This is a genomic window from Streptomyces sp. NPDC087906 (assembly GCF_055584925.1).
In genome coordinates this window covers 319,897-342,024 of record NZ_JBVJLC010000001.1, presented here as the reverse complement: position 1 = coordinate 342,024, position 22,128 = coordinate 319,897, and the positions used below count along the sequence as shown (strand labels likewise).

Here is a 22,128-nt window from a genome sequence, read left to right as displayed (position 1 = left end):
CGCGGGCCGGTCAGACGGCCCGGGAGCGCCGCACGGCGTACCAGGCGCTGTAGACCGCGACGGGAACGGCGAGCAGCAGCGCCGCCCAGAACGCTCCATGTCCCCACCACCCGGCCACCGCGGTGAAGAACCCGTCGCCGACCGGAATGCGCAGCGCCTCGGCGGGCCGCACGGGCGGCGGCCACAGGCCGAGCGCCAGCGTTCCCGCGACGGCCCAGCCGAGCAGCCGCCGGGCACCGCGCGGCGGCAGGGCTCCGGCCAGCAGCGCCAGGGCGGCCAGCGCGAGCACGAAACCGCTCTGGTAGTGGGCGCCCTCCGCACCGGCCACCCGGTCCTGCTCGGGCAGCGTCGAACTGAACGCCAGCCGCACCTCGACCGCTGTCCACAGCAGGCCGAGGAGCACCACCACGGCGCAGCCGACGAAGGCCGCCCGATCCTTCAGCCCGCCGCGCCCGGTCCGCCACCGGGCGGGGTCGGGGGCACCGTACCCGCCGGTGCGGTCGGCCTGCGCCAGCTCCGCCGGTACGGGCCTGGCCAGCAGCGGGCGCGCGCCCAGGCCGAGCAGGACGGCCAGCGCCGGTACGACGAGGAGCGCGACCACCCCGCTCCACCGGCCCCATGTGCCCTCGGCCTGGGTCAGGCGGTCCAGCACCCAGCCGGGCGGCTGAAGGGTCGTGAACGGGGGCAGCAGGGGCGTCCGGTAACCCACGGTGGCCGCGGCTCCCGCGACCAGCAGCAGCGCCCGCCCGGTCGGCGCCGAGGGGTACGCGGCCACCGCGAGGGCGACCACCAAGGCGGCGGCGAGCAGGACGAACTGGTCGTGGGCGGCGGCCTCGCCTGCGTGCAGCAACTGGCCGCCGAAGGCGCCGCTGGTGCGGAAGTCGATGCCGTTGCCGACGTCCATGCTCATCCGGAGCATCGCGCCCGCCCACACCACCAGCGCCAGCATGACGAACACCAGCCCGGCAGCGCCGGCCCGCGCCCGCAGGAACCGGGCCCAGGCCGCGCCGTCCGAGGCGATCCGCCGCCGGGTCCGGTCCGTCCGCTCGGCGTCCTGGCGCAGTACCCGGCCGTGCAGCACGGCCGCCGCCACCACCTCGGCGCGGCCCTCGACCCGGCCCGGATCCGCGCTGCGGGCCCTGGCGGCAAGCGATTCCCAGCTCCTGCGCTCGGGGGACGTGCCACCGGTCAGCCGCCGGACCAGCCGCGGCCCCGCACCGGGCAGCCGGCCGAGGACGGCGCCGCTCTGCTCCGGGTGGGCGGTCAGCCGCACGGCCAGTGCGTACGCGCTCTCCTCCTCGTCCGAGGTGAGCGGGGCGCCGGCCGCGGCCTCCCGGCGTACGGCCGCGATCACGTCGGGCACCTCGTCCCCGATCGCCGTGAGTATCAGGCAGCGGGGGCCGCAGGCCGGGTGGCCGCACCGGTAGCCCGCCGCGATGTTCGGGACGCCGGCCGCGAGCAGTGCCCGTACGGCCGCGGCGCCGTACGCGCCCGCGGCGATCCGCTCGATGCCGCCTGCGTCGACCCGGCGTCCCTGGTAGCGGGGCTCGGCGTGCGGCGCGAACACGGCGCCGAAGGCGAGGACGGCCTGCGCCGCGCCCTCGCGGGTCAGGGCGGCGCCCCGGTGCCGCAGGTGCCCGAGGTCGAAGTCGGCGTCCCGGACGTCCTCGTGCAGCCAGTCGCTCAGTCGCGCGGCACCGGCCCCGACGAGCCATTCCTCGGCGGCCTCGGACCGGGCGAGCATCGCCTCGGCGAGGACGGCGGGCTCCCAGTACGACACACCGCGAAAGGTGAGCGGGCGCGCCGCCCGGTGGCCGGCCGCGGGGCCCTGCGGCTGAGCCGCGACCGGGCGCACCACCTCGGGGCTGCCGCCCGCCAGCCACGCCCTGACCTCGCCGCCCGTCCAGCGGTCGTCGGGGTCCTTGGTGAACAGCCCGCGCAGCAGGAGCCGTCGGCGCTCGTCGGTGACGGCCGACAGGTCGGGCTCGTCCCGCATCACAAGGTCGCGCTGCAGTGCTTCGTCGGTGAGGAACTCCCCGGTCTCGTCGGTGAAGCGGCGCCGGCCGGTGAAGAGTTCGTACAGCACGTTGCCCAGCGACCACCACGGGGTCGCGGTGTGGTTGTGCCGGTAGAGCTGTTCCGGAGCCATGTAGGCGATGGTGATCTGGGCGTCGGTGAAGCGCTGGCTGGCGGTGAAGCGGGCGACTCCCCCGAAGTCGGCGATGACGAACTGCCCGACTCCCTTGCCGGGTCTGACGAGGATGTTGGCCGGTTTGAGGTCCAGCGGGTTGCGCTGGACGCGGTCCTGCCAGAACTCCAGCAGGTCGACGAGTTCGGTGATGATCGCGGCGGCTCGGGCACCGTCTCCCAGCGGCTCGCCCGCGCCGCCCAGCACGGACGCCAGGGTGTCGGGCAGGTATTCCATCGCGAGCCAGCCCGCCGGCTCGCCGCCGAAGTCGAGGATCTTCGGTACGTGCCGGTGGAAGTCCGGGTCGCGAAGGTGGCCGAGAAGCTCCGCCTCGACCGGGCCGCCCGCATGGGCGACCTTCACCGCCGCCTCCGTGCCGTCGGCGCGGACCCGTACCCGCCAGACCCTCCCCTCGCTGCCCCGCCCTGCTTCCTCCAGCGGCTCGTACCGGTCGAGCAGCCAGCCGGGGAACCCGTCGGGGCCACGCGGGAATCCGCCGCCCTGTACGCGGGTCGGCGGGGACGCTGCGGATGCGCCGCCTTGTACGCGGGTGGGCGGGGAAGCGGCGGGTGCGGCCTGTTGCACACGGGTCGGCGGGGAAGCGGCGGGTGCGGCTTGTTGCACGCGGGTGGGCGGGCTCGGCTCGTGGCGTGGCGTCGGTTCGTGGCGTGGTGTCGGTTCGTTCATGGCGGTGCTCCCTCGGTGCCGGTGCGCGGTCAGCGCGGTACTCCGTACTCGTCCAGTTCGACCACCAGCACCTCGACGTCCTGGGCGAGCCGCAGCGCCCGGCCCGGCCACAGGGGAGTCGGCGTGGTGATGCGCTTGTCGTCGACGAAGGTCCCGTTCGTCGAGCCCACGTCCACGATGTGCAAGGTGGTGTCGATCCAGTTCAACCGCGCGTGCGCACGGGACAGTTGCAGCAGTTCGGAGAGGCCGGGAACGCTCGCGCAGTCGTCCTCCTCCCGGCCGAGGCGCAGCCCGCCGGCCCCTACCGGCAGGAGCACCCCGTACAGCAGCAGGGCGATCCGGGGCGCCCCGCCGGCCCGGCCGGCGGCGGGGCGGTAGGCGACGGTGGGCGGTGAGGCGGTGGCGGGCTCCGCCGGGGCGGCGGTCGGGGCGGCGGTCGGGGCCGTGGCGGTCTCCTGGACCGCGACCAACTGCTCGGTCCAGTGCACCGAGCAGAAGTCCCGGGTGGCGGACCGCGGACACGTGTCGGGGGCGATGGGGCACTGGTACGTCACGGACGCCATGAGGTCTCCTCGAAGAACACGCCGCGGCGGCGCAGCTCCCTTTCCAGGGAGGTGAGTTCGCCTCTGCGCGGAATGCCGATCAGCCGCAGCCGCCCGTCGGCGACCATCGGCTGGAGGGCGGGACGGTCGGTGCGGCGCTCCAGATGCGGTCCGTAACGGGCGGCGCCGAGTGGCGTGCGGGCGGTCATCCGCTGGTTGGCGGAGCCGCGCCACACCAGATCGGTGGGTCGCGCCACGTCGTAGCGGCCGGTGACGACCACGTCCGCGAGGCGGAGCGCGTCGGTGAGCTCCCGGTCCTCCGCGATCTCCGCAGGCTCCCTGCCCGTGTAGACAAGGAAGTCCGGCACCCGCTCGGCGGACCGCCCGGCACCGACCCGCAGTTCGTGGGCCGCGGACAGCAACTCGGCCAGGCCGGACGGCTGATCGAGGGGTTCGCCGCCGCTGACCGTCAGCCCGTCCACCCCGTCGTCGAGTGCCGCCTGCCACAGGGCGGCGAAGCGGTCCACCGGCAGGTCGCGGCCGCCGGCGGGGTCCCAGGTGTGCCGTGACATGCATCCCGGGCAGCCGAACCCGCACCCCTGGAACCAGACCCCCAGCCGCCGGCCGGGCCCGAGCGAGGTCACCCCGCCGAAGACGTCGCTCACCCGTGGCATCGGCTCACCCCCACCGTGTACACGTCGCCGTCGCGTGAGACCTCGTCCACCGTGATCGTCTCGCCGGGTTCGGGGGCGAGGTCGAACAGCTCCCGGGACAGCGGATTGACCAGGGCGGACTCCACGGCTGTCATCAGCCCGCGCCCGCCGTGGTCCAGCCGTTCCACGGCCTCCGCGTACAGCGTCTGCCACGCCTCGGGCGCGATCTTCAGCACCGCCCCGTGGACCTCGAGAACCCGGCCGGTCACCGAGGCGAGCGCCTTGTCGAGGATCGCGGGGACGGTCTTCTCCTGAATGAAGTCCATCGGTACGAAGGTGTCGCCGAAGCGGTTGCGCAGTTCGGGCCTGCGAATGCCCTCGTCGAAGAACACGTCGAAGGCCTTGCGCAGTTGGGCCCGTACCGTCTCCGGATCGTCCTGCCGGGACATGCGGCGCGCCGCCGGGTCCGGGCCGCGGGACACCCCGAGGTTGGACGTGAAGATCAGCACGCACTCGGTGAAATACACCGTGGCGCCGCGGCCGTCGGTCAGCCGCCCGTCCTCCAGGATCTGCAGGAAGAGGTCGAAGAGCCGGTGGTGGGCCTTCTCGATCTCGTCGAAGAGCAGCACACTCATCGGATTCGCGCGCACCGCGTTGGTCAGCTCGCCGCCCGCGCTGTGGCCCACGAACCCGGGCGGTGCGCCGATCAGCCGCTCCCTGGCGTGCTCCTCGGCGAACTCGCTCATGTCGAAACGGATCGGCCGGGCGTCGGAGCCGAGGATCATCGTGGCGACGCCCTTGGCGAGTTCGGTCTTGCCGACGCCCGTCGGGCCGGAGAGGAACAGCGTGCCCCGGGGGCGGTTGGGGGAGCTGGACGACTGCGCGCCGGTCAGCCCGGCCGCCGAGCGCTTGAAGACCTGGATCACGCGGCCGACCGCATGCGGCTGTCCCAGGACCTGGGCGTTCAGATGCTCCTCCCCGTTGGCGATCTTCTCGCGCAGCGACCGCGCGGCCCACGGGTTGTCGATGACCCCCACCCGGTACAGCCGTGCGGCCTCGTCGAGGCGGGCGAGCGGGATGCCCCGGTCCGCCGCCATCCGCCCGATCGCCATCACCTCGGAACTGCCCATGCCGTGCGACGCCCTGGCCAGCGTCTCGGCCGCCCGCTCCGCCTCCTCGTCGGTGACGGTCCTGCCGTGTTCGACGGCCTGCTGCCGGACGAGGCCCCGCACCACGTGCTGGGCGGCGGCGAACCGCTGGTCGTGCGGCGGGGACGGTACGGTGATCACCCGTAAGGCCCGGCTGCCGACGGCGAACTCGACCGGCAGCTCCTCCTCCTTCTCCACCACCCAGAACACCGTGTTGAACGGCATGATCGCGCGGGGGCCAGGCACTTGGACGGCGGTGTGCCCCAGGGCCTCCGCCGCCGCGAAGAACCGGCCGCCCTCGTCGTCGAGTGCGCCGCGCGGCGAGCCCATCCGGCCCGCGTAGGGGATCAGCAGCCCAATCGCGGGGCCGCGGTGCCGGACCACCTCGACCAGCACCCGGCGAAGCCGGTCGAAGCCGGGCTCGTCCTCGTCGCCCTCGTCACCGTCGTCCGGCTGACGGCCCGTCCGGTCCCGGCCAGGGCGGCCGGCGTCGGCAGCGGCCATCGCCACCAGCGCCGGCGGCAGGGCCGGCGCGTCGGCGTCCGCGGATCCGAGCGGCCAGATCGCCATCCGTTCGGTGATCACGTCGTGGCTGGCCAGCGCCCCGTACCCGCGGCGCCGGCAGACCGACTCGATCACATCGACCATGCTGTACGGCACCAGCCCGCGCCCCTGCGGATCGGTCTCGTCCGGGAGCAGATAGCGGTCGCGTACGTTCCCGGTCAGCAGGATCTGCGGGTAGACCGTCAGCGCCATGTCGAGTTCCCGCACCCAGGCGGGCCGGGGATATGGGTCAACGTTCACGCTGTCGCTCCTCGTTCGCCGCCTGGCGGGTCACCGCGGACTGTTTGCGGCCGGACCGGCGCTTGCCGCGGGACGGCCAGCGGGCCTCCTCCACCGTGGCGGCGGGCAGCGTGCCGGGGGACAGCACACTGGTGCGCCGCAGAGCCACCCCGCCGACTGCCATGCCGTCCTCGATGCCGCCCAACTGACCTTCACAGAACCACTGCTGGACCTGGAGATCGCTCTGCCGGGCCTCCTCGGGCGGCCTCGCCGAGTCCCGGCGCACCACGGCCGTCGTCAGCCGCGCGTGATCGGTGGAGAGCGTCACCCGCAGGCCGTAGCCGTCTGTCACGACCCCCGCCTGTTCCTCCGGCGCCGCGTCCGGGCGGAAGGGCACGATCACCTCGCCCGAGCCGGTCAGCAGGTCCTCGAACTCGTCTCCCACCTCGTAGTCCATCGTCCGCAGGGCGTCCAGGACGGCGCGGGCCACCGGGATCCTGCTGTCGCGCAGCTCCGCCCGTGCCACGACCTGCCCGACCTCCCGTTCCAGCGACGAGGGATCGGGTGCGGCCATGACCCTGGCCCGCAAGGCACTCGTCTCCGCGTCGTCCGAGTCGTCCTCGGCGGATCCGGCGGACCCGGCGGACCCTGCGGACCCTGCGGTCTCCAGTTGGTCCAGAAGCAGTTGCCGGGTCACGGAGACGCGTTCGGCCCGGGAGCGGCGGACGACCGAGCGGGTGACCGAGGCGTGGAGATCGGTGGAGACCGTACGGACGTCGTCCACCGTGCGCGCCCGGCGTATCAGCTCCAACTGCTGTGCGAACCGCTCCAGATCAGCCGGATCGCAGACAGGTGAGTCCCGTTCCAGCATGGCTTCGGCCGCGGCCACCGCCTCCGCGCGCACCTTCGGCGTGCGGTCGGCGGGTGCCGCGATCCGGGCCGTGGAGGCTTCAGCGGCGACCGGGCGGACGCCGGTCGCGGCTTCCCGCTCCCGGCCGGCCGGGGAAGCCGTCCAGGACTCGGCTATCCGCCGGGACAACTCCGCTTCCCCTCGCGCCAGTTCGTCCCGTGCCGCCGCCGCGAGCGCGGTCAGCGCGTCCGTGTCCGTGTCCGCCGACGCGGGGACCGACACCGCCGCGACCCGGATCCGCCGGGTCCGGTACGCCCGCTGCACAGCCTTCGCCTGCGCGTTGAATCCCTTCACCCGCTCGGCCAGGGAAACCAGTTCGGCGCGGACGGCACGGCGCCGCTCGGCTTCCCGGTCCACATAGGAATAGTCGTATCCAGTCCCCGAACTCACCAGGCGCCCCCTAGATCCTCAACCGGTCCCAGCCATTCAACCGCCATCATGCGCTCACGCGCCGGGCGTTCTCCGGGATATTCATGGGTATTTTCCGGGCGCGACCCGGGAAACGCCGCCCGATTACGTATTTCCTCTCCGCATATACGCGGAACGGTTGACGGAATTCCTCCCGAGGTGCGTATGGTGTTGCGCAGCCGAATGTGCATCGACGCGGACACGGGTCAACCGCCCCGCCCCGCCCCACGTTTCGAGCTTCCCGCAGTTCTCCCGATTCCGCAGGGGAGCGGCGCGATTGCGAGAAGCCATGTCGAAAGAGAGAGTTCACCCGGCCGGCCGGGCGCAGAAGCTCACCAGTGATTACCCGTCCCTCCAGCACCACGCGACACACCTGTGCCGAAAAGAGAGAAGCCATGGGCCTGTTCAGCAAGAGACCGGCACCCCGGCCGCCGTCGGAGCCACCCATCGTGATCACGGCATCCGATCTGGCCCAGGCCGGACAGCTCGTCCCCGCCTTCCTCGCCGCGGTCGGCAACGATCCGGCGCTGCACTTCGCCGGAAGCCGGATAGCGACCGCCAGCGGAGCGCCCACTCTCGTCGAGATGACCGCGGGGAAGGCGCCCTCCAGCGGCGTGCACCGCCCCTGGCGGTGGCTCGCCGCTGTCGCCGAGCGGGCGGACAGCACCGGCGACGACCTGCTGGTGGCTCGAATAGCGCTGATGGCACGGTTCTTCGTCACGGCCCTCTCTCCCCGGATGGCTCTCGGCAACCACCTCGAAATGCGGCTCGACAATCCGCCGCAGGGAGTCCTGCGCGGCATCTACGCCACCGCGGTCCGGGCGTTACCCCGTCTCCCGGCCGGGACCGTGCTCGTCGAGCACCCGACCGGCACCGTCACCGCGGGTGACGTCCTGCTGGACTGCTCGAACCAACTCAGGCCCTAGGCCGGGAACAAGCGGTACGACCAGGACGAGTGGGACGGTACGGCGATGCCCGCGGAGGCCGGTACCCCCGAAACACCGGGTACCGCGAAGGGCTCGGCGCCCGTGAGGCTGCCGGCCATGAGAGCAAGTGCCCTGGTGTGGCCCGACAGCGTGCTCGGCCGGGTCCTGGCCGGGTGGCAGTCCGGCAACGGCAGTCTGCCCGCCACACCCGCCGGGGTGGAGATCTGTGCGCTGATGGTCTTCCTCGGCGTGCGCGTGATCAACGTCTGCCAGTTGCTGCTGTTCCTGCCGACCGCCCTGCGGCACACCACGTCGCGCGGACTGTTCCTGACCGTGCTGGCCTGCTACGTCGTCGAATCGGGGCTGCTGGCCGCCGCCGTCGCGCGGGCGAGGGCGTACCGCGACGAGCGCTGGGGGCGGGCGGACACCTTGACCGCCGTGTGCGTCCTGCTCGTGCAGCCCACGTTCATCCACGCGGGAGACGTCACCGGCAGTTGGACGGCGTGGGGGTTCGCCTGCACGCTCGGCAGCGCCTGCGGAGCGGCCATCGTCTTCAGGCGACCGCGGCACACCGCGCTGGCGGTGGCCGCCATGACCGCCGCGTATCTGCTCGGCAACCTGCCCCTGGCGACCGGCCCGACGCGCACGACGGTCCTGGCCAACGCCGTGTCCTACGCCGGTTTCGCCCTGCTGACCAGGCTGCTGGTGGGCTTCCTGCGCCGGCTGGGCGCCCAGGCCGAGGAAGCCCGGCAGGCGGCTTCCGAAGCAGCGGCAGAGGCGGCCCGGTTGCAGGAGATCGACCGCCAACGCACCCTGCTGCACGACAACATCAGCGTGCTGCGGTTACTCGCGCGCAGCGATCTGCCGGCCGGGCTGGACGAGACGCTGCGCGACCAGGCGGTCTCGCTGGCCAACAAGGTGCGCGCCTTCCTCAACGAGGCCCGGCAGCCTGCCGCGCCCCCGCCGCCGCCGGCCGAAGCCGGCGACGGTCCCGAAGCACGCGGCGCTGAGCGCGCGTTGACCTCGGTGGTGCGAGAGGCGGCCGAGGGCTTCCGGGATCTGCCGATGGTGCTCAGCCTCGACCTCGCGGACGGCATCCTGCTCCCGGCGCGGACGGCGGCAGCCGTCCATGCCGCGCTGGCGACGCTGCTGCACAACGTACGGCTGTACGCGTCCGCGCGGAACGTCGTCCTGCACGCCGACGCGGACGAAGCCGGACGGGAATGGGAGATCAGTGTCCGCGACGACGGGGTCGGCTTCGATCCCGCGACGACGCCGTTCGGCTTCGGGCTGCGGGTCCAGGTGATCGACACGCTCGCCCGCCACCACATCCACGTCGACCTGGACGCGCACCCCGGAGACGGCACCGCCGTCGTCCTGCGCGGTCCGCAGGGAGAAGTTCCGTGACAGCCACCGACCACCGCTCGACGCCCTCCGGCGACGGATCGCGGCTGCGCGTCGCGACCGTCGACGACGACACCGTCATCCGGGACGGCCTGCCCCTGCTGATGCGGCAACTGCACGTCGTCGCCGCGTTCAACGACGCCGAGTCCCTGCTGAGCGCCGCGCCGCAGGCCGACGTGGTCTTCGTCGACCTGAAACTGAGCGGCACAGGACAGGCGCCCCGGCTGAGCGGCCCGCACGCGGTCCGCGCGATCGTGCAGGCCGGGTATCAGGTCCTCGTCTACACCAACGAAGTGCGCCGGGCCATTCTCGTGAGCTGCCTGTCGGCCGGGGCCGGCGGCATCGTCCACAAGGCGGAGCCGGTCGACGCGCTCGCCAGGGCCGCCCACGCGGTCGCCCAGGGGCGGATCGTCATCACCCAGGAACTGACCGGCCTCGCCGAACTGGCCGAGCGCCGCCACCTGCTCCCCGGGCTCGCGCCACGCGAGCGGGACGTGCTGGCCGGCCGGGCCCGCGGGGAGTCCTTTCCCCGTATCGGCAAACGCCTGTATATCTCTCCGCAGACCGCTGTCGGCTACATGGACTCCGTCAAGGCGAAATTCGCCGACTATCTGCGCCACCATTCTCCGGCCGACCTGGAGCATTACCTCGGTCTGGAGCCCGCCGATCTCGCCGACTGGCAGCCCAAGCCGCCCGGCCGGTCCTGACACGGCTCCACGGCGAAGACCCCCCGATTTCACGGGTACTCGCCTCGTTTTTCCGGCGGAAGAATAGACAAGAGAAGCCGGTCACACCACACAGGAGGAAAGATGGCCAATGCATCGGAATACGAACGAGTGCTCAACAAGGCCGAGGGTATGGGGCTCGGCTCCCTGGACAAGCGTGAGATGGAACTCCTGAACGTGCTCTACAAGGAGAGCGGTTCACGCGGAAACCGGGCACGCCGCGTCGTCAACGGCAAGTGACCCCACCGGGAACGTGAGCCGAGGAAGGAGAGCCCTCATGGGCCTCTTCAGCAACAAAGGGTCGTCATCGGGCCGCGATTCCGGTGAGGTGGGACGGTTCGTCTCGCCGCACTCCGTTCAGGACACACTCCAGGTCGTCTACAAGGGGCTGGCCGGCCAGTTGTCCACCCCTGAGTTCGCGGTGTCCGCGCCGGCACCGATGGAGGCGATCTTCATCAGCCGGCTCGGACCTGACGGCATCACGGTCACAGCGGGCAACACCGTGGAGACGTATTTCGAGTTCCGGGTCGACCTCAGCGCCACGGCCGACGGCTGTGCGGGGCACGCCTACTTCGACCGGCCGAACCGGCAGGTCGAACGGTGGATGGGCAACACCATCGGCCTCAACGCCGGTGTGCTGATGGCTCTCAAGGCCGCATCGGTCACGATCGGCGCCTGGCACACCGGCTGACGGCCCGCATCGGGCGGGCCCCACACAGGCCGTGGGGCTCGCACGGGCCGTGGGCCCCACACAGGCCGTGGGGCCCGCCACCGCCTCACTTCGTTTCGTTCCGCAGGCCGGCGAACCGACCGGCCATCCGCAAAGGAGAAAAAGATGGCCATCTCTTCCACCACGATCCGTACCGCGCTCTCCGTCGAGCAGGTGAAGGGGATCTTCAGCTCGACCCTCCAACCGATTTCCCGCAAGGTGGAGTTCGGTTCGGTGGAGGACAGTTCCAACCCCTTCGACCAGCCCGTCGACTTCAAGGCTTTCGCCTCGCTGAAAACGCTGACGGGGGGCTGGGTCGTCCAGATCTACATCCTCGACGAGCAGGACACCCGAGTCGTCGAACTGGTCGCCCTGGGTTCGTCCGCCCTGGGACGGGCCGTCGGCGGCCTGAAGCACACGGTCTCCCGAGCCGCCAGCCAGGAGAAGGCGAACGCCGTGGTCGAACGCCTGCGCGCCGCCGACCCTTCGCTACGGAATGCGGATGTCCTCTCCTGACGGCGCCTGAGGCCCGGTGAGACTCACCGTACGGGGAAGCCGAAGGAGTAGCCCTGCTCCTTCAGCCACGGCAGCACCTCGCGCAGGGCCGCCAGGGTCTGGGCGCGGTCGCCTCCCGCGTCGTGGAAGAGGATGGTCGGGCCGTCGGCGATCTCGTTCTTGACGGTGGCGACGATGGCTTCCACGCCGGGGTGCTCGAAGTCCTTGGTGTCGACGTTCCAGCCCAGCGGGCGCATCCCGCGGGACGCCGCGAGGTGGCGGCTGTACGGGGTGAAGGCGCCGCCCGGAGCGCGGTAGTACTGCGGGCGGACGCCTCCGGAGGCCTTGGTGATCATCCGTTCGGCGTCGAGGATCTGCTGGGACTGGTACGCCTCGGACTTTTTGTCCATCGTGGTGTCGTGCGAGACCGTGTGGTCGCACAGCCGGTGCCCGCCGGCCACGACCGCCTTGACCAGGTCCGGGTACGCCTGGGCCTGCGTGCCCACCATGCAGAACGTGGCCTTCACGCCGCTGTCCTTGAGCAGTTGGAGGACCTGCGGCGTCCAGGTCGGGTCAGGGCCGTCGTCGATGGTGATGTTGACGCCGCGGGCGCCGCGGTCCGAGGCGTGCGCGATCTCCTCCGACACCTTGGCCACCGTCTGGTCCTGGTGCCCGGCGGCCGGCGCCGAGGCGTGGGCCGCCGGCTGCCGGCCGCCGACGGAGTCGGCCTGCGCGGTCCACATCGACGTACCGACGGCCAGGGCTGTCACACCGAGCGCTGCCGCGAGGACCCGGCTGTGCCATCCCATTCTCTTGTGACTCGCCATGTCGGGCCGCCCCTTTGCTGTGTCCGCCGATGCCCTTGCCGCCGTGCACCCATGAAGACACACGAACACCCGCACCGGTCCCCTCTGTTACCGATCACGGACGAACCCGCAGGGGGGCGGCGACAAACCCAGCGGTTCCACGACACACAGGCACGGCGGGCGGGCACGACAGGCACGGCACGCAGGCACGACAGGCGCGGCGGGCACGACAGGCACGGCGGGCGGGGCACACCGATCCGTCACGGCGTGGTGGCGAGGATCCGTTCGCGCTGGTTGGCGGCCCACCGGTACGACGGGTTCATGGTCAGCGCCCGGTCGAGATCGGCCAGGGCCTCCGCCCGTCTGCCCAGCGCCTCGTTCGCCATCGCCCGGCTGCCCAGGGCCCAGGCGTAACCCGGATCGAGGGCGAGCGCCCGGTCGTACGCGGCGATCGCCTCCTCGTACCGGCCCTCCTGGCGCAGGAGTTCGCCGCGCTCCCCCACGATCCAGGGATTACGTGGTGACAGCGCCCCCGCCTTGTCCAGGTCGGCCCGTGCGCCGGTGGTGTCCGCCAGGGAGCGCCGGACCTGGGCGCGGCGTACCAGGGACCAGATGTGGTCGGGCTTGATGTCGAGGGCGAGGTCGAGGTCGGCCAGCGCAGCGGCGGACCGTCCCTGGGTGTGTGCCGTCTGCGCGCGGCTGGCCAGTGCCGGGACATGACCGGGATCGATGCCGAGCACCTGGTCGAAGTCAGCGATCGCCGCCTCGGGGTGCCCCGCCAGCCGGTTCGTCTCGCCCCGGTTCCAGAAGGCGCGTACTCCGGTCACGCGCCGTTCGACGGCCCGGTCGTGGTCCTCCAGTGCCTTCTCGTACTGGCCGAGCGCACGGTGGACGAGCGCTCGGCCGGTGTACGGACGAGCCCGGTGCGGGGCCAGGGCGATCGACCGGTCGAAGTCCTCGACGGCGTCCGCGTACCTTCCCTCGTCGGTGCGTCCCTCGCCACGCAGCATGAAGGCGCGGGCGCGGGACCCGTCGTCAAGTTCCGCCCGGGACAGGAGAATTGTGAGCAGTTTCTCGACACCGCGCTGTTCGTCCCCCAACGCGGCCAGGCAGTCGGTTCCCCAGTCGCGCAACGCGTCGTCCGCCACCGCCTCGCCTGCCTCGGCGAACACGCGGGCCCACCGCCGTGCCGATTCCGCTCCTTCGCCGCATGCCGCTGGGCCGTCTCCCAGTGCTTGCGCGAAGGCCGATCGCGGCTGCGCACACAACAGGTGGTAGGTCTCTTCCAGGCGCTCAACCCACCAGGCTTCGCTCTCCACTTGCTCCCCGGGTCGCAGCCCGGCCTCGGCCGACTCCCGCCGCTGTCCGAACGATTCCGCCAGCCGGCCGTGGGCCGCGCGCCACCGGTCGGGCGACACGGAACGCTGGAGCCGGAGCATCGGGTCGCGCACCACGTCGTGGTAGTGGGCGAAGCCTCCGCTCTCGCTCACGAAGGGCATGGTGCGCAGCCATCCGTAGAGAGCGGTCGGGTCGGGGCTGCCCGCGTCGGGGCTGCCCGCGTCGGGGCTGCCCGGGTCGGGGCTGTCTGGGCCGGGGCTGCCAGGGCCGGGGCTGCCCGCGTCGCTGACGGCGGACGTGAAGATGTCCTCGTTCAACCGCCGTGGCAAAGCCCCGGCAAGAGCCGCCGCGCGCCGGGCCGGTTCGCGCTCCCACTTCAGGAAGCGCTCGACGGCGGTGGCGCTGGGGTCGTCCACACCGCCCTGCCGGGCGGCGTTCTCGGCGAGGGTCGAGAGGAGGACGGGCAGCCGCCGGGACAGCCTGAGCACATCCCGTACCACCGTGTCGTCCACCACCCCCTTCGCGGTGAGAAACTGCCGCGCCTCGGACTCGGTGAAGGGCGTGAGCGGGATCTCGGTGACCAGATCGGCGCAATCCGCCCAGCAGTTGGGGGCGAGCGCGCCCTGACCGGACAGGGTGACCAGGGCGTTCGCGGGCAGCGAGCCGTACGGTCCGCCGATGACGAGATCGCGCAGCCACGTGTCGAGGAACGGTCCGGTGCGTTCGTACGTGTCGAAGAAGAGCGCGAGCCAAGGGACTTGGGACGCGACGCGGTCCAGCTCGGCGACCAGGGTCGGCGTGAGGACGTGGAGCGGGTCGGTGAGCAGCCGCGCGTCCTCCGGCCTGTTCGTACGGGCGCTGATCGCGGCCCGTACGTGGTCGGCGCCGCGGGCGAGCTGCGCCGGGTCGACGGCCCCGGCGAGCGCGCCGACGGCGGGAACCATACCGAGGCCGACCAGCCCGGCCTGCGCTGCGGCGAGCGACCCTGCCGTCGGCCCCTGCTCGGGCTGCGTGAGAGACGAGGCTGACGCCTCGTCCCGCCGACGGCGGTAGGTCGCGAGTACGCGGTCGAGAGCCTTGAGCGGATACCCCAGCCGCGCGAACTGGTCGGCCAGCGCTTCCAGCACCTCCGGCACGCTGTTGACGGACTCGTCGACCGTGACGACGAGCGCCTGGCGCTCGCGCGCGGTCCGGACGAACTCGCGGAGCAAAGTCGTCTTGCCCACACCGGCGTTGCCATGGACGTGGAAGACGAAGCGGTGCTCCAGGTCGTCCGGCCGCGTGTCGAAGTTCGACCGGAACAGGGCGAGTTCAGTACGCCGTCCCACGAATCCCGCGTGCCGGCGGATGTTGATGAGCTCCTGCATCGACGGACGCGCACTCCCAGCCATGCGCTTCAGTCTGGCAGGAGGGCGGCGGGTGGGACAGGTGGCGAGGGGCGAGTCGAGCGGCGGGTCCGGTGGCGGCGCGGGTCCGGCGGAGATACACCCGCGCCGACCTCATCTGACCCCGGCTGTCAGGGATTCCAGAACACACCCACCTGCACCCGGTCGAAGCGCCGCGCGGCCAGATCGTCCCGGCGGATCGCCCAGTGGACGCGGGTGCCCTCCCGGCCGCGGATGCTCGGATCCCACTGGGCGAGCAACACCCAGTCCCCGACGGCCTGCTCCGCTGCGAGCGCGGCCGCCGCCGCGACCGGGTCGAACTCGTTGTACTCGTCCCAGGCGTATCCGCCGACCTGCAGCAACCCGGGTGCGGCGATCTCCTCCCCCTTGTCCAGCCACACCGCGAGCAGTTGCTCGGAGCGCGGGTGCCCGGGGAGCGGTGTGTACCAGGGATCGGCGGGGATCTCCGTCCAGCAGTGGTACGGCAGGGAGACATCGGCCGTCACACTCAGCGGACCCTCCGGAAAAGCCTCGCAGACCGCCTGATAGTCGGGAATCGTGGCGAAGAAGTGCGAATCCTTCGCCCGCTCCTCGACGGCCGCGCCGGCAGGTATGTAGAGCACCTCTCCCATGGAGGCGTTGTCCTCGTTGTCGGGAAAGGCGAACAGCAGCAACTGCCCGTCGGTGGGCAGCGGGAGATCCGTCACGCCCTCGGGCAGGGCGGCACAGTCGAGAGAGGCAACGAACGGAAACCGCGGATCCGGGGCGTCGACGGGCAGCATCAGAGGGCCCCCGAACCGCGCGACGACCGGTTCGTCTCCGGCCGCAGACAGCGTGGCGCACGGCCGCGCGATGCCTAACCATCGTTCCACGTCGTCGGAGGGAATTCCCCGGGCGATCGCCTCTTCGCGGAATGGGCTGAGCTTGTCCAACATCTCTGGATTCACGCGAGAAACGTACCGCCGGGCACTGACAACGCCGCTTCCTCCGTATCATGTGGTGCTTCGACGTGGAGGTTGAGTGTGAACGGTCAGTCAGGGCGGGGCGAGGAAGTCGCTCCCGGAGTCGCGATCCGCGTAGCGGAGGAAGCGGACCTCGACGCCGCAGCCGAACTGTTCCGTCAGTACCTCGACTTCTACGAGGTGCGGCCGCAGGACCCCGACCGCCCGCGCGCCTTCATCGCGGAGCGGCTCGGGAACCGCGACTCCCTGATCCTGCTGGCCGTCGAGTCCGGCACCGGATCCGAACCCGACACCGGAGCGCTCGGGTTCGCTCAGGTGTACCCGATGCTCTCCTCACTCGACCTGGGACCGTCCTGGCTCCTCAACGACCTGTACGTACCCCCGGCCGCCCGCCGCCGCGGCATCGGCAGGGCGCTGCTGCGTGACGTGATCCAGCGCGCCCGCGAAGCCGGGATGAGCGGGGTGCAACTCGACACCGCGTACGACAACCACGCGGCGCAACACCTCTACGAGGCCGAGGGCTTCACCCGCGACCCGTTCCACATCTACCTCCACGACCTGCGCCCGGCTGAGGACCACAAGACGGCCTGAACAGCGTGTCCCTCCAGGAACTTCCAGGCCGATGTCCGCGTCTCCCTCTACGTGTCCGCCACTTCCTTGTCACGCGCGCCGCAGCAGTTGCCGCCCTCGCCCGAGGTCTACACCGGCCGCGAGGAGCCATTGGCACGCCTAGACATGTTGTTCCACGGCGCCGCAGGGAAGTCCATCTGTCTCAGCGGCCCGCCAGGGATCGGCAAAACGACTTTTGCCTCCAGATGGCTGAGAATGCACGCGGACGAGTTCCCGGACGGTCAGTTCTACGTGGATCTACGCGGCAACTCCCGGAGCGGATCGAAGCGTCCCCAAGAAGTCCGGGAGCAGCTCATTCAGGAGTTCGGAGCCGCGGTGCCGTCGGAACCATGGGAGCAGCGTCAGCTCTGGCATTCGTTGACCGAGGGGCTACGGGGTGCAGTGCTGCTCGACAACGCGCTTGACATCGCCCAGGTACGGCCATTACTGCCCGGCCCTGGGGGAGGTCTGAAAGTAATCATCACAAGTCGTCACAAGATAGCGGACCCGACAAAAGACTGCATAATTTCGCACGAGTTGGGCCCGCTTGACGCGGAGACGGCTCTGGAAACGTTCCAGCGTGGACTCGGCCGAAAAGGGCGGCGAAGGGTCGCGCGCGAGCAGCGGGCCGTGCGTCAGGTGATGTCGTCCTGCGCAGGGGTGCCCTTGAAGATCTGCTTGGCGTCGGCGTTGGTGACGACCTTCACGTCCAAGCAATCGATAGCAGCGTTGGCCGAGGCCTTGACTGAGGCGTCGCACAGTAATGGCGGACTGCGCAGTGAGGGAGTCATCGAGCGCAATGACGCGCTACGGGCTCTCCTCGACGGAGCGTACCGTAGCCTTCCCGAGGACGTCGCTCGCTCCTACCGGTTGCTTGCTCTCCTACCCATTGCAGACTTTGACGAGCCTGTCATGGCGGCTCTTTGTGGCGAGTCACTCGATAAGGCAGCCGAAACGCTCGACGCTCTGGTCGAGATGTATCTTGTCGAGGACTCAGGTCAAGGTCGTTATCGTTTCCATGACTTGGTGTTCCAACATGCCAGACGGCAGGCTGAGTATCAGGAAACACCGACCGAGAGACGGATCGCCCGGTGGCGTTTTTTCGATTGGTGCCTGGCAACTCTCTCAGGAGCAGAGGCATCTCTTTGCCGTGGCCGCCGGATCCTCCGAAGGGACTATGCGGCCCTCCAGCCGGGACCACTGCCCTTCACCGACGCCGACGGGGCTTTCGACTGGCTGAAGAAGCGGTCCGGTTGGCTGATGGAGACGCTACGTGCCGTCGCCGCCGATGGTGACAGGCATCGGACGGCTTGGCAGATGGCGGATGCCATGTGGCCGATTTTCGTGCGATTACGACCTTATAATTCATGGATCGAGGCACACGAAATTGGCCTGCACAGTGCCGTTGCGGCCGGCGATTACGACGGAATCATCCGAATGCGCACATCGGGTGGAATAGGGCTGCAGAATGCAGGTCGGCTCGATGAGGCGGCGGAGTGGTTCGCTGACGCGCTGGCCCTCGCCAGACGCCACCACTACAAATGGGACGAAGCCCAAGCATTGCACGGCATAGGCCAGTCAGACTGGCTGGCCAACCGACTGGATTCGGCCAAAGAATCCCTGATCGGGGCCCTCGCACTACGTGATGACCTCGGTGACCGGCGCGGCAAGGCCCTGACCCGCATCATCCTGGGTGATATTGCCCGCCGGTCCGGCCAATTCGGCGAGGCCCACGATCTTCTCGACCAGGCCCACGCAGACCTACAGGCCGAGGGAGACTCCCACGATGCGGCTCGGGCAATTGCGTTCCTCGGTATGACCTGGGCTGATTCAGGCGACATCGAGGCGGCGCGGCGACACCTGCTACAGGCCCAGCACACCTTCGTAACGTTGGGCTCTATTCCATGGGTGGCCTTCACATCGGAGATGCTCGGTCAGGTAGAGCAGCGTCGTGGCGGCATCGCTGTCGCACGAGGTTGGTACGAGCAGTCTCTCGGTCTTTACAAAGGGATAAGTCCCCGTGACACAAAGCGGCTGGAAGACCGGATCTGTGGGTTGGACAAACCTGGCGGCGGTGACAGCGGCTCCAGCGCGAGCTGCTGATCGGGTGGGTCCAGCGCGAGAAGTCGGTAAAACAGCCGAGAAAAGTTGTCATGGAAGCGGCCAGGCTCGGACGCGATCCGTGCGGCGATCGCCGCATAGGTCTGCCTCCGGTAACTGGCACTGACGGCGGCCAACTGCTCCGGTAGCGGACGAGACGTCGACAACCTGGGCGCCACGCGGGCGAGTTCGGCCGCAGGGGAGACCGAGCTGACACCGGCAGACGGAAAGTGGCTCAGCACGATCGGGGCCCGGCCGACGGTCGCGTACAGAGATACGGATCCATGGTCACCGATGACCCAGTCCGCAGCGACGAGAAATGGTCGCCAGTCGATTTCCGGGCCTATGGGTTCAAGGCCATGAGGCCGGTACTCGTCAAGCAGCTCCTGCAGAATCCGCCCGTCCGCTCCCTCTCGGGTATTTGGATGGATCAGGAGCACTGTGCGGTAGCCAGGCGGCCTCAACTCATCTTTGAGTCGGGTGAGTAGCGGCTTCAGAAGGCTTGACGACAGTTCGGGCCGCCAGGTGAAACTGGCAACGATCAACTTTTCGCTGGCACCGAGCCCGAGAGCTCGCCGATACTCCGACCTACGCGGCAGGCTGAGCATGATCCGATCGAGAAACGGATCGCCGACGACCTCTGCGGCCGCCACCGCTTCCGGGCAGCATCGCCCCAATACGGCACGTTCCTCTTCGTGGGCCAGGACGATGATCCTCGGTACCACACGCCCGTCGCGCATCAGGGAATCGCGGTCAAGCCCATGGACCGTACGCTCGCCCGGTTCGGGCCGCACGTCAGGTGTCCGTGCCAACTTGATGTGAGAGGCGCCGTGTGGCACCAAAACCACTGGAGCAGAGAGCTGTTCGATGCCTCGTGAACCTGCGGCCAACGCAAGATCAAAACGAGTGCGTATCGCCTGCTCCCAGGGGATCGCGTGCCGATCATCGCCGCGCACGAATTGTTGTGCCCCCTCGCTGAACTCGTGGGGGGCCACGGTGAACGTGAGCCTGATCCTGGGGTCGGACGTGACGGGCACATACAACTCGCGCAGGCGCTGGCCGTAGACCATGGTGTGCACAACGACAAGGACGGACCTGGTAGGGGTCACTGAATGACCCCGGCGTGAGGTCTCCGCGCCCAATCCTTGACCTCTTCAAGCACAGACATGCTTTCCTTGTGATCACTTCAGAAGTGATGCCGTACCTTCGTGGCCAGCGTACCGCGCGCAGGCGGCCACACATGTGGCCTGCGCCGTGCGACGTGGCCGCGCCGATGACGGAGCGGGCGTGCTCAGGCCGCGCCTCGCCAGATCGTCAGGTCGCCGTCGAGGAGAGCGAGGTCCGGGATGGCGGTCGACTTCGTCCCGACCACGAACAGCGCGATGTCCCCGGCCGGGTTCTTGATGCAGATCTCGGTGCCGCGCGCCGCGGCGGCGAGTGGGAGGCGGTGCTGCTTCGAGTGGTTGACGATGAGACGGCACTCGTCGAGAGTGGTGCCCGGCTTGCCGAAGATCTGGACGAACACGCTTGCCTCGCTCTCCAGTTCGCAGCCGACCGACTTGCAGCCGAAATGGATGTCTCCCTTGTCGGCCTTCACTTTGTTGAGCGGATCCTTCAGGCTCAACGCCTTCTTCGGGTCCAGCATCACCTCGCCGTACCCCTCGGGTCGCGGCTCCGACGGCGAGGACGGCGCACTCCCGGCCGTATCGTCACCGGCGCCCACGGCCTCCGAGCCTGAGGACTCCGAGGAATCCGAGGAGTCTGCCGAATCCGACGAACCTGACGAGTCCGACGACGTCCCGCGCGCGGAATCCGGCGAGGACCCCGACGCCCCTGCGGCCGATCCCCCGGCGGACGCCGACGAGTCGGCGGCGTTCCGGCGATCGTCGTCCCGGCCGGTCACGTCCATGACCCCCCAGGCCAAAGCCACCACCAGCAGCGCGCCGCCCGTCACGCCGAGGGCCGTGAGCGCGGTGCGTCGTCTGCGAGCCTTCGGCTCCTCCAGCGTCGGCGGCGCCCATCCCGCCGGGGGGTACGGGGATCCGGTGAACGGCTGCGGGTGCACGGGGGTGGGGGCGGCCACCGGTGGCGGCACCGCGATCTCCGGCCCGGTGATCTCCCGCCACACGGCCGGCCCACCACCCGCGTCGGCCCCCGCCAACCGCTGACGGCACCACTCCACGACCTCCGCCGGGGTGGCCCGCTCCGCCGGATCCGCGGCCAGACAGCGGGCGAACAGCGGGCGCAACGGCTCAGGCAGCAGGGCCAGTTCGGGTTCGGAGTGGACGATCCGGTACATCACCTGGACGCCCGAACCGTCACCGTAGAGCGGCCTCCCCAGCGCGGCGAACGCCGCCGTCTGGGCGAGGGCGAAGATGTCGGTCGCCGCCGTGATCTCGTCCCCGGACGCCTGCTCCGGGGCCATGTACGCGGGAGTGCCGATGGCGTTTCCGGTCGCGGTGTACGCGGTTCCGTCGGCGGCGAGCGCGATGCCGAAGTCGATCACGCGCGGCCCGTCGGCCGCCAGCAGCACGTTCGACGGCTTCAGGTCCCGGTGCACGATGCCCTCGGCGTGGATGGCCTGCAACGCCTCGGCCACGCCCGCCATCAGCCACAGCACGGTGGGCACCGGCAGCGGACCACTCCGGGCCACCGCGTCGGTCAGGGAAGGCCCGGGGACGTACAACGTGGCCAGCCAGGGCGGTACGCCGTCGGCGTCGGCGTCGATCAGCTCGGCGGTGTACGCCCCACGGACCCGCTGCGCCGCCCTGATCTCCCGGCCGAACCGCCGCCGGAAGCCCGGGTCGTCCGCCAGCTCCGGCCGTACGACCTTGATCGCCACGGGCCGGCCGCCCTGCGTGTGCGAGAGGTACACCCGGCCCATGCCCCCGGCGCCCAACCGGGCGGCGATCCGGTAACCGGCCACCACCAGCGGGTCACCCGCCTGGAGCGGCTGGAAAACATTCGTCGCGTGATTCATCGGCCTGCTCCCCCGTTCTGACGCATGGGCCAACGGCAGCAGCCTAACGGGCAGGATCGCGAGGTCAGGGGGCCGGGGCGGGGGCCGCGAGAGCGGCCGGGCCCGGGTGTCCGAGCACTCCATCGGGAGCAGGGGTTCATCCCTGCGGGCGCAGGGAGCAGATCGCGTTCGATGCGGTGGGGTCGCCGATGTGGGGTTCATCCCTACGTGCGCGGGGAGCAGTGCGACCAGAAATTCCACTCTTCCCGGTCGGCGGGTTCATCCCTGCGCGTGCAGGGAGCAGGCCTGGGGCTACGGCGCGCTCAGGATCGACGCGGGTTCATCCCAGCACGTGCCGGGAGCAGCCACTCCTGTTCGCCTTCACCACGTT

18 protein-coding genes are annotated in these 22,128 nt (G+C 70.5%); 8 read left to right on the top strand and 10 right to left on the bottom strand.

Going from position 1 to position 22,128, the window contains the following annotated elements; genetic code table 11:
* Positions 1–10 precede the first annotated feature (10 nt).
* The 5 genes from ACZ63I_RS01485 to ACZ63I_RS01465 are packed head-to-tail and all read right to left on the bottom strand — an operon-like array spanning position 11 to position 7,268.
* Positions 11–2,875, bottom strand: a complete 2,865-nt coding sequence (locus ACZ63I_RS01485) for a protein kinase domain-containing protein (RefSeq protein ID WP_469334259.1) — start codon at positions 2,873–2,875, stop codon at positions 11–13.
* A 29-nt stretch (positions 2,876–2,904) separates the two neighbouring features.
* Complete coding sequence (locus ACZ63I_RS01480) at positions 2,905–3,438, bottom strand: FHA domain-containing protein (protein WP_469334257.1); 534 nt, start codon at positions 3,436–3,438, stop codon at positions 2,905–2,907.
* Positions 3,426–4,091 carry a 4Fe-4S single cluster domain-containing protein gene (locus ACZ63I_RS01475; RefSeq protein ID WP_469334255.1) on the bottom strand — a complete coding sequence of 222 codons (666 nt, stop codon included), beginning with the start codon at positions 4,089–4,091 and terminating at the stop codon, positions 3,426–3,428. The genes ACZ63I_RS01480 and ACZ63I_RS01475 overlap by 13 nt, the downstream gene beginning before the upstream one ends.
* On the bottom strand, positions 4,079–6,022 hold the full coding sequence (locus ACZ63I_RS01470) for an AAA family ATPase (RefSeq protein ID WP_469334254.1): 1,944 nt from the start codon (positions 6,020–6,022) through the stop codon (positions 4,079–4,081). Before ACZ63I_RS01470 ends, ACZ63I_RS01475 begins: the two co-directional genes overlap by 13 nt.
* Entirely contained in the window at positions 6,012–7,268 is a 1,257-nt protein-coding gene (locus ACZ63I_RS01465) for a hypothetical protein (RefSeq protein ID WP_469334252.1), read from the bottom strand. The genes ACZ63I_RS01470 and ACZ63I_RS01465 overlap by 11 nt, the downstream gene beginning before the upstream one ends.
* Positions 7,269–7,768: 500 nt before the next feature.
* Here ACZ63I_RS01465 and ACZ63I_RS01460 point away from each other — a divergent pair, with 500 nt between their 5' ends.
* From ACZ63I_RS01460 to ACZ63I_RS01435, 6 genes are all read left to right on the top strand, one after another.
* Positions 7,769–8,245 carry a hypothetical protein gene (locus ACZ63I_RS01460; RefSeq protein WP_469334250.1) on the top strand — a complete coding sequence of 159 codons (477 nt, stop codon included), beginning with the start codon at positions 7,769–7,771 and terminating at the stop codon, positions 8,243–8,245.
* 117 nt (positions 8,246–8,362) lie between these two features.
* The gene (locus ACZ63I_RS01455) at positions 8,363–9,652 is read left to right on the top strand and encodes an ATP-binding protein (protein WP_469334249.1); all 1,290 of its coding nucleotides are present in this window, start codon (positions 8,363–8,365) and stop codon (positions 9,650–9,652) included.
* Entirely contained in the window at positions 9,649–10,356 is a 708-nt protein-coding gene (locus tag ACZ63I_RS01450) for a response regulator (RefSeq protein WP_469334247.1), read from the top strand. Before ACZ63I_RS01455 ends, ACZ63I_RS01450 begins: the two co-directional genes overlap by 4 nt.
* A 102-nt stretch (positions 10,357–10,458) precedes the next feature.
* Positions 10,459–10,614: a hypothetical protein gene (locus ACZ63I_RS01445; RefSeq protein ID WP_469334246.1), complete on the top strand. Its 156-nt coding sequence runs from the start codon at positions 10,459–10,461 to the stop codon at positions 10,612–10,614.
* 37 nt (positions 10,615–10,651) lie between these two features.
* Positions 10,652–11,065, top strand: a complete 414-nt coding sequence (locus ACZ63I_RS01440) for a hypothetical protein (protein WP_469334244.1) — start codon at positions 10,652–10,654, stop codon at positions 11,063–11,065.
* Between the two features lie 144 nt (positions 11,066–11,209).
* Positions 11,210–11,599, top strand: a complete 390-nt coding sequence (locus ACZ63I_RS01435; RefSeq protein WP_469334242.1) for a hypothetical protein — start codon at positions 11,210–11,212, stop codon at positions 11,597–11,599.
* A 23-nt stretch (positions 11,600–11,622) separates the two neighbouring features.
* Here ACZ63I_RS01435 and ACZ63I_RS01430 read toward each other — a convergent pair whose 3' ends face one another.
* The 3 genes from ACZ63I_RS01430 to ACZ63I_RS01420 form a co-directional block, all read right to left on the bottom strand.
* Complete coding sequence (locus ACZ63I_RS01430; RefSeq protein WP_469334241.1) at positions 11,623–12,405, bottom strand: polysaccharide deacetylase family protein; 783 nt, start codon at positions 12,403–12,405, stop codon at positions 11,623–11,625.
* 239 nt (positions 12,406–12,644) lie between these two features.
* A complete protein-coding gene (locus ACZ63I_RS01425) occupies positions 12,645–15,113 on the bottom strand; it encodes a tetratricopeptide repeat protein (protein ID WP_469334239.1) in 2,469 nt (822 codons plus the stop codon).
* 125 nt (positions 15,114–15,238) lie between these two features.
* Positions 15,239–16,042, bottom strand: coding sequence for a DUF1963 domain-containing protein (locus tag ACZ63I_RS01420; RefSeq protein WP_469334237.1), 804 nt, complete (start codon positions 16,040–16,042; stop codon positions 15,239–15,241).
* 87 nt (positions 16,043–16,129) lie between these two features.
* Between ACZ63I_RS01420 and ACZ63I_RS01415 the strand changes: the two genes are divergently transcribed.
* Both ACZ63I_RS01415 and ACZ63I_RS01410 read left to right on the top strand, forming a co-directional pair.
* The gene (locus ACZ63I_RS01415; protein ID WP_469334235.1) at positions 16,130–16,660 is read left to right on the top strand and encodes a GNAT family N-acetyltransferase; all 531 of its coding nucleotides are present in this window, start codon (positions 16,130–16,132) and stop codon (positions 16,658–16,660) included.
* Positions 16,661–16,711: 51 nt separating this feature from the next.
* A complete protein-coding gene (locus tag ACZ63I_RS01410; protein ID WP_469334233.1) occupies positions 16,712–18,781 on the top strand; it encodes a tetratricopeptide repeat protein in 2,070 nt (689 codons plus the stop codon).
* On the opposite strand, the gene ACZ63I_RS01405 is transcribed toward ACZ63I_RS01410, so the two are convergent.
* The gene (locus ACZ63I_RS01405; RefSeq protein ID WP_469334232.1) at positions 18,679–19,857 is read right to left on the bottom strand and encodes a hypothetical protein; all 1,179 of its coding nucleotides are present in this window, start codon (positions 19,855–19,857) and stop codon (positions 18,679–18,681) included. The genes ACZ63I_RS01410 and ACZ63I_RS01405 overlap by 103 nt on opposite strands.
* A 212-nt stretch (positions 19,858–20,069) precedes the next feature.
* On the bottom strand, positions 20,070–21,758 hold the full coding sequence (locus ACZ63I_RS01400; protein ID WP_469334230.1) for a serine/threonine-protein kinase: 1,689 nt from the start codon (positions 21,756–21,758) through the stop codon (positions 20,070–20,072).
* Between the last annotated feature and the right edge of the window lie 370 nt (positions 21,759–22,128).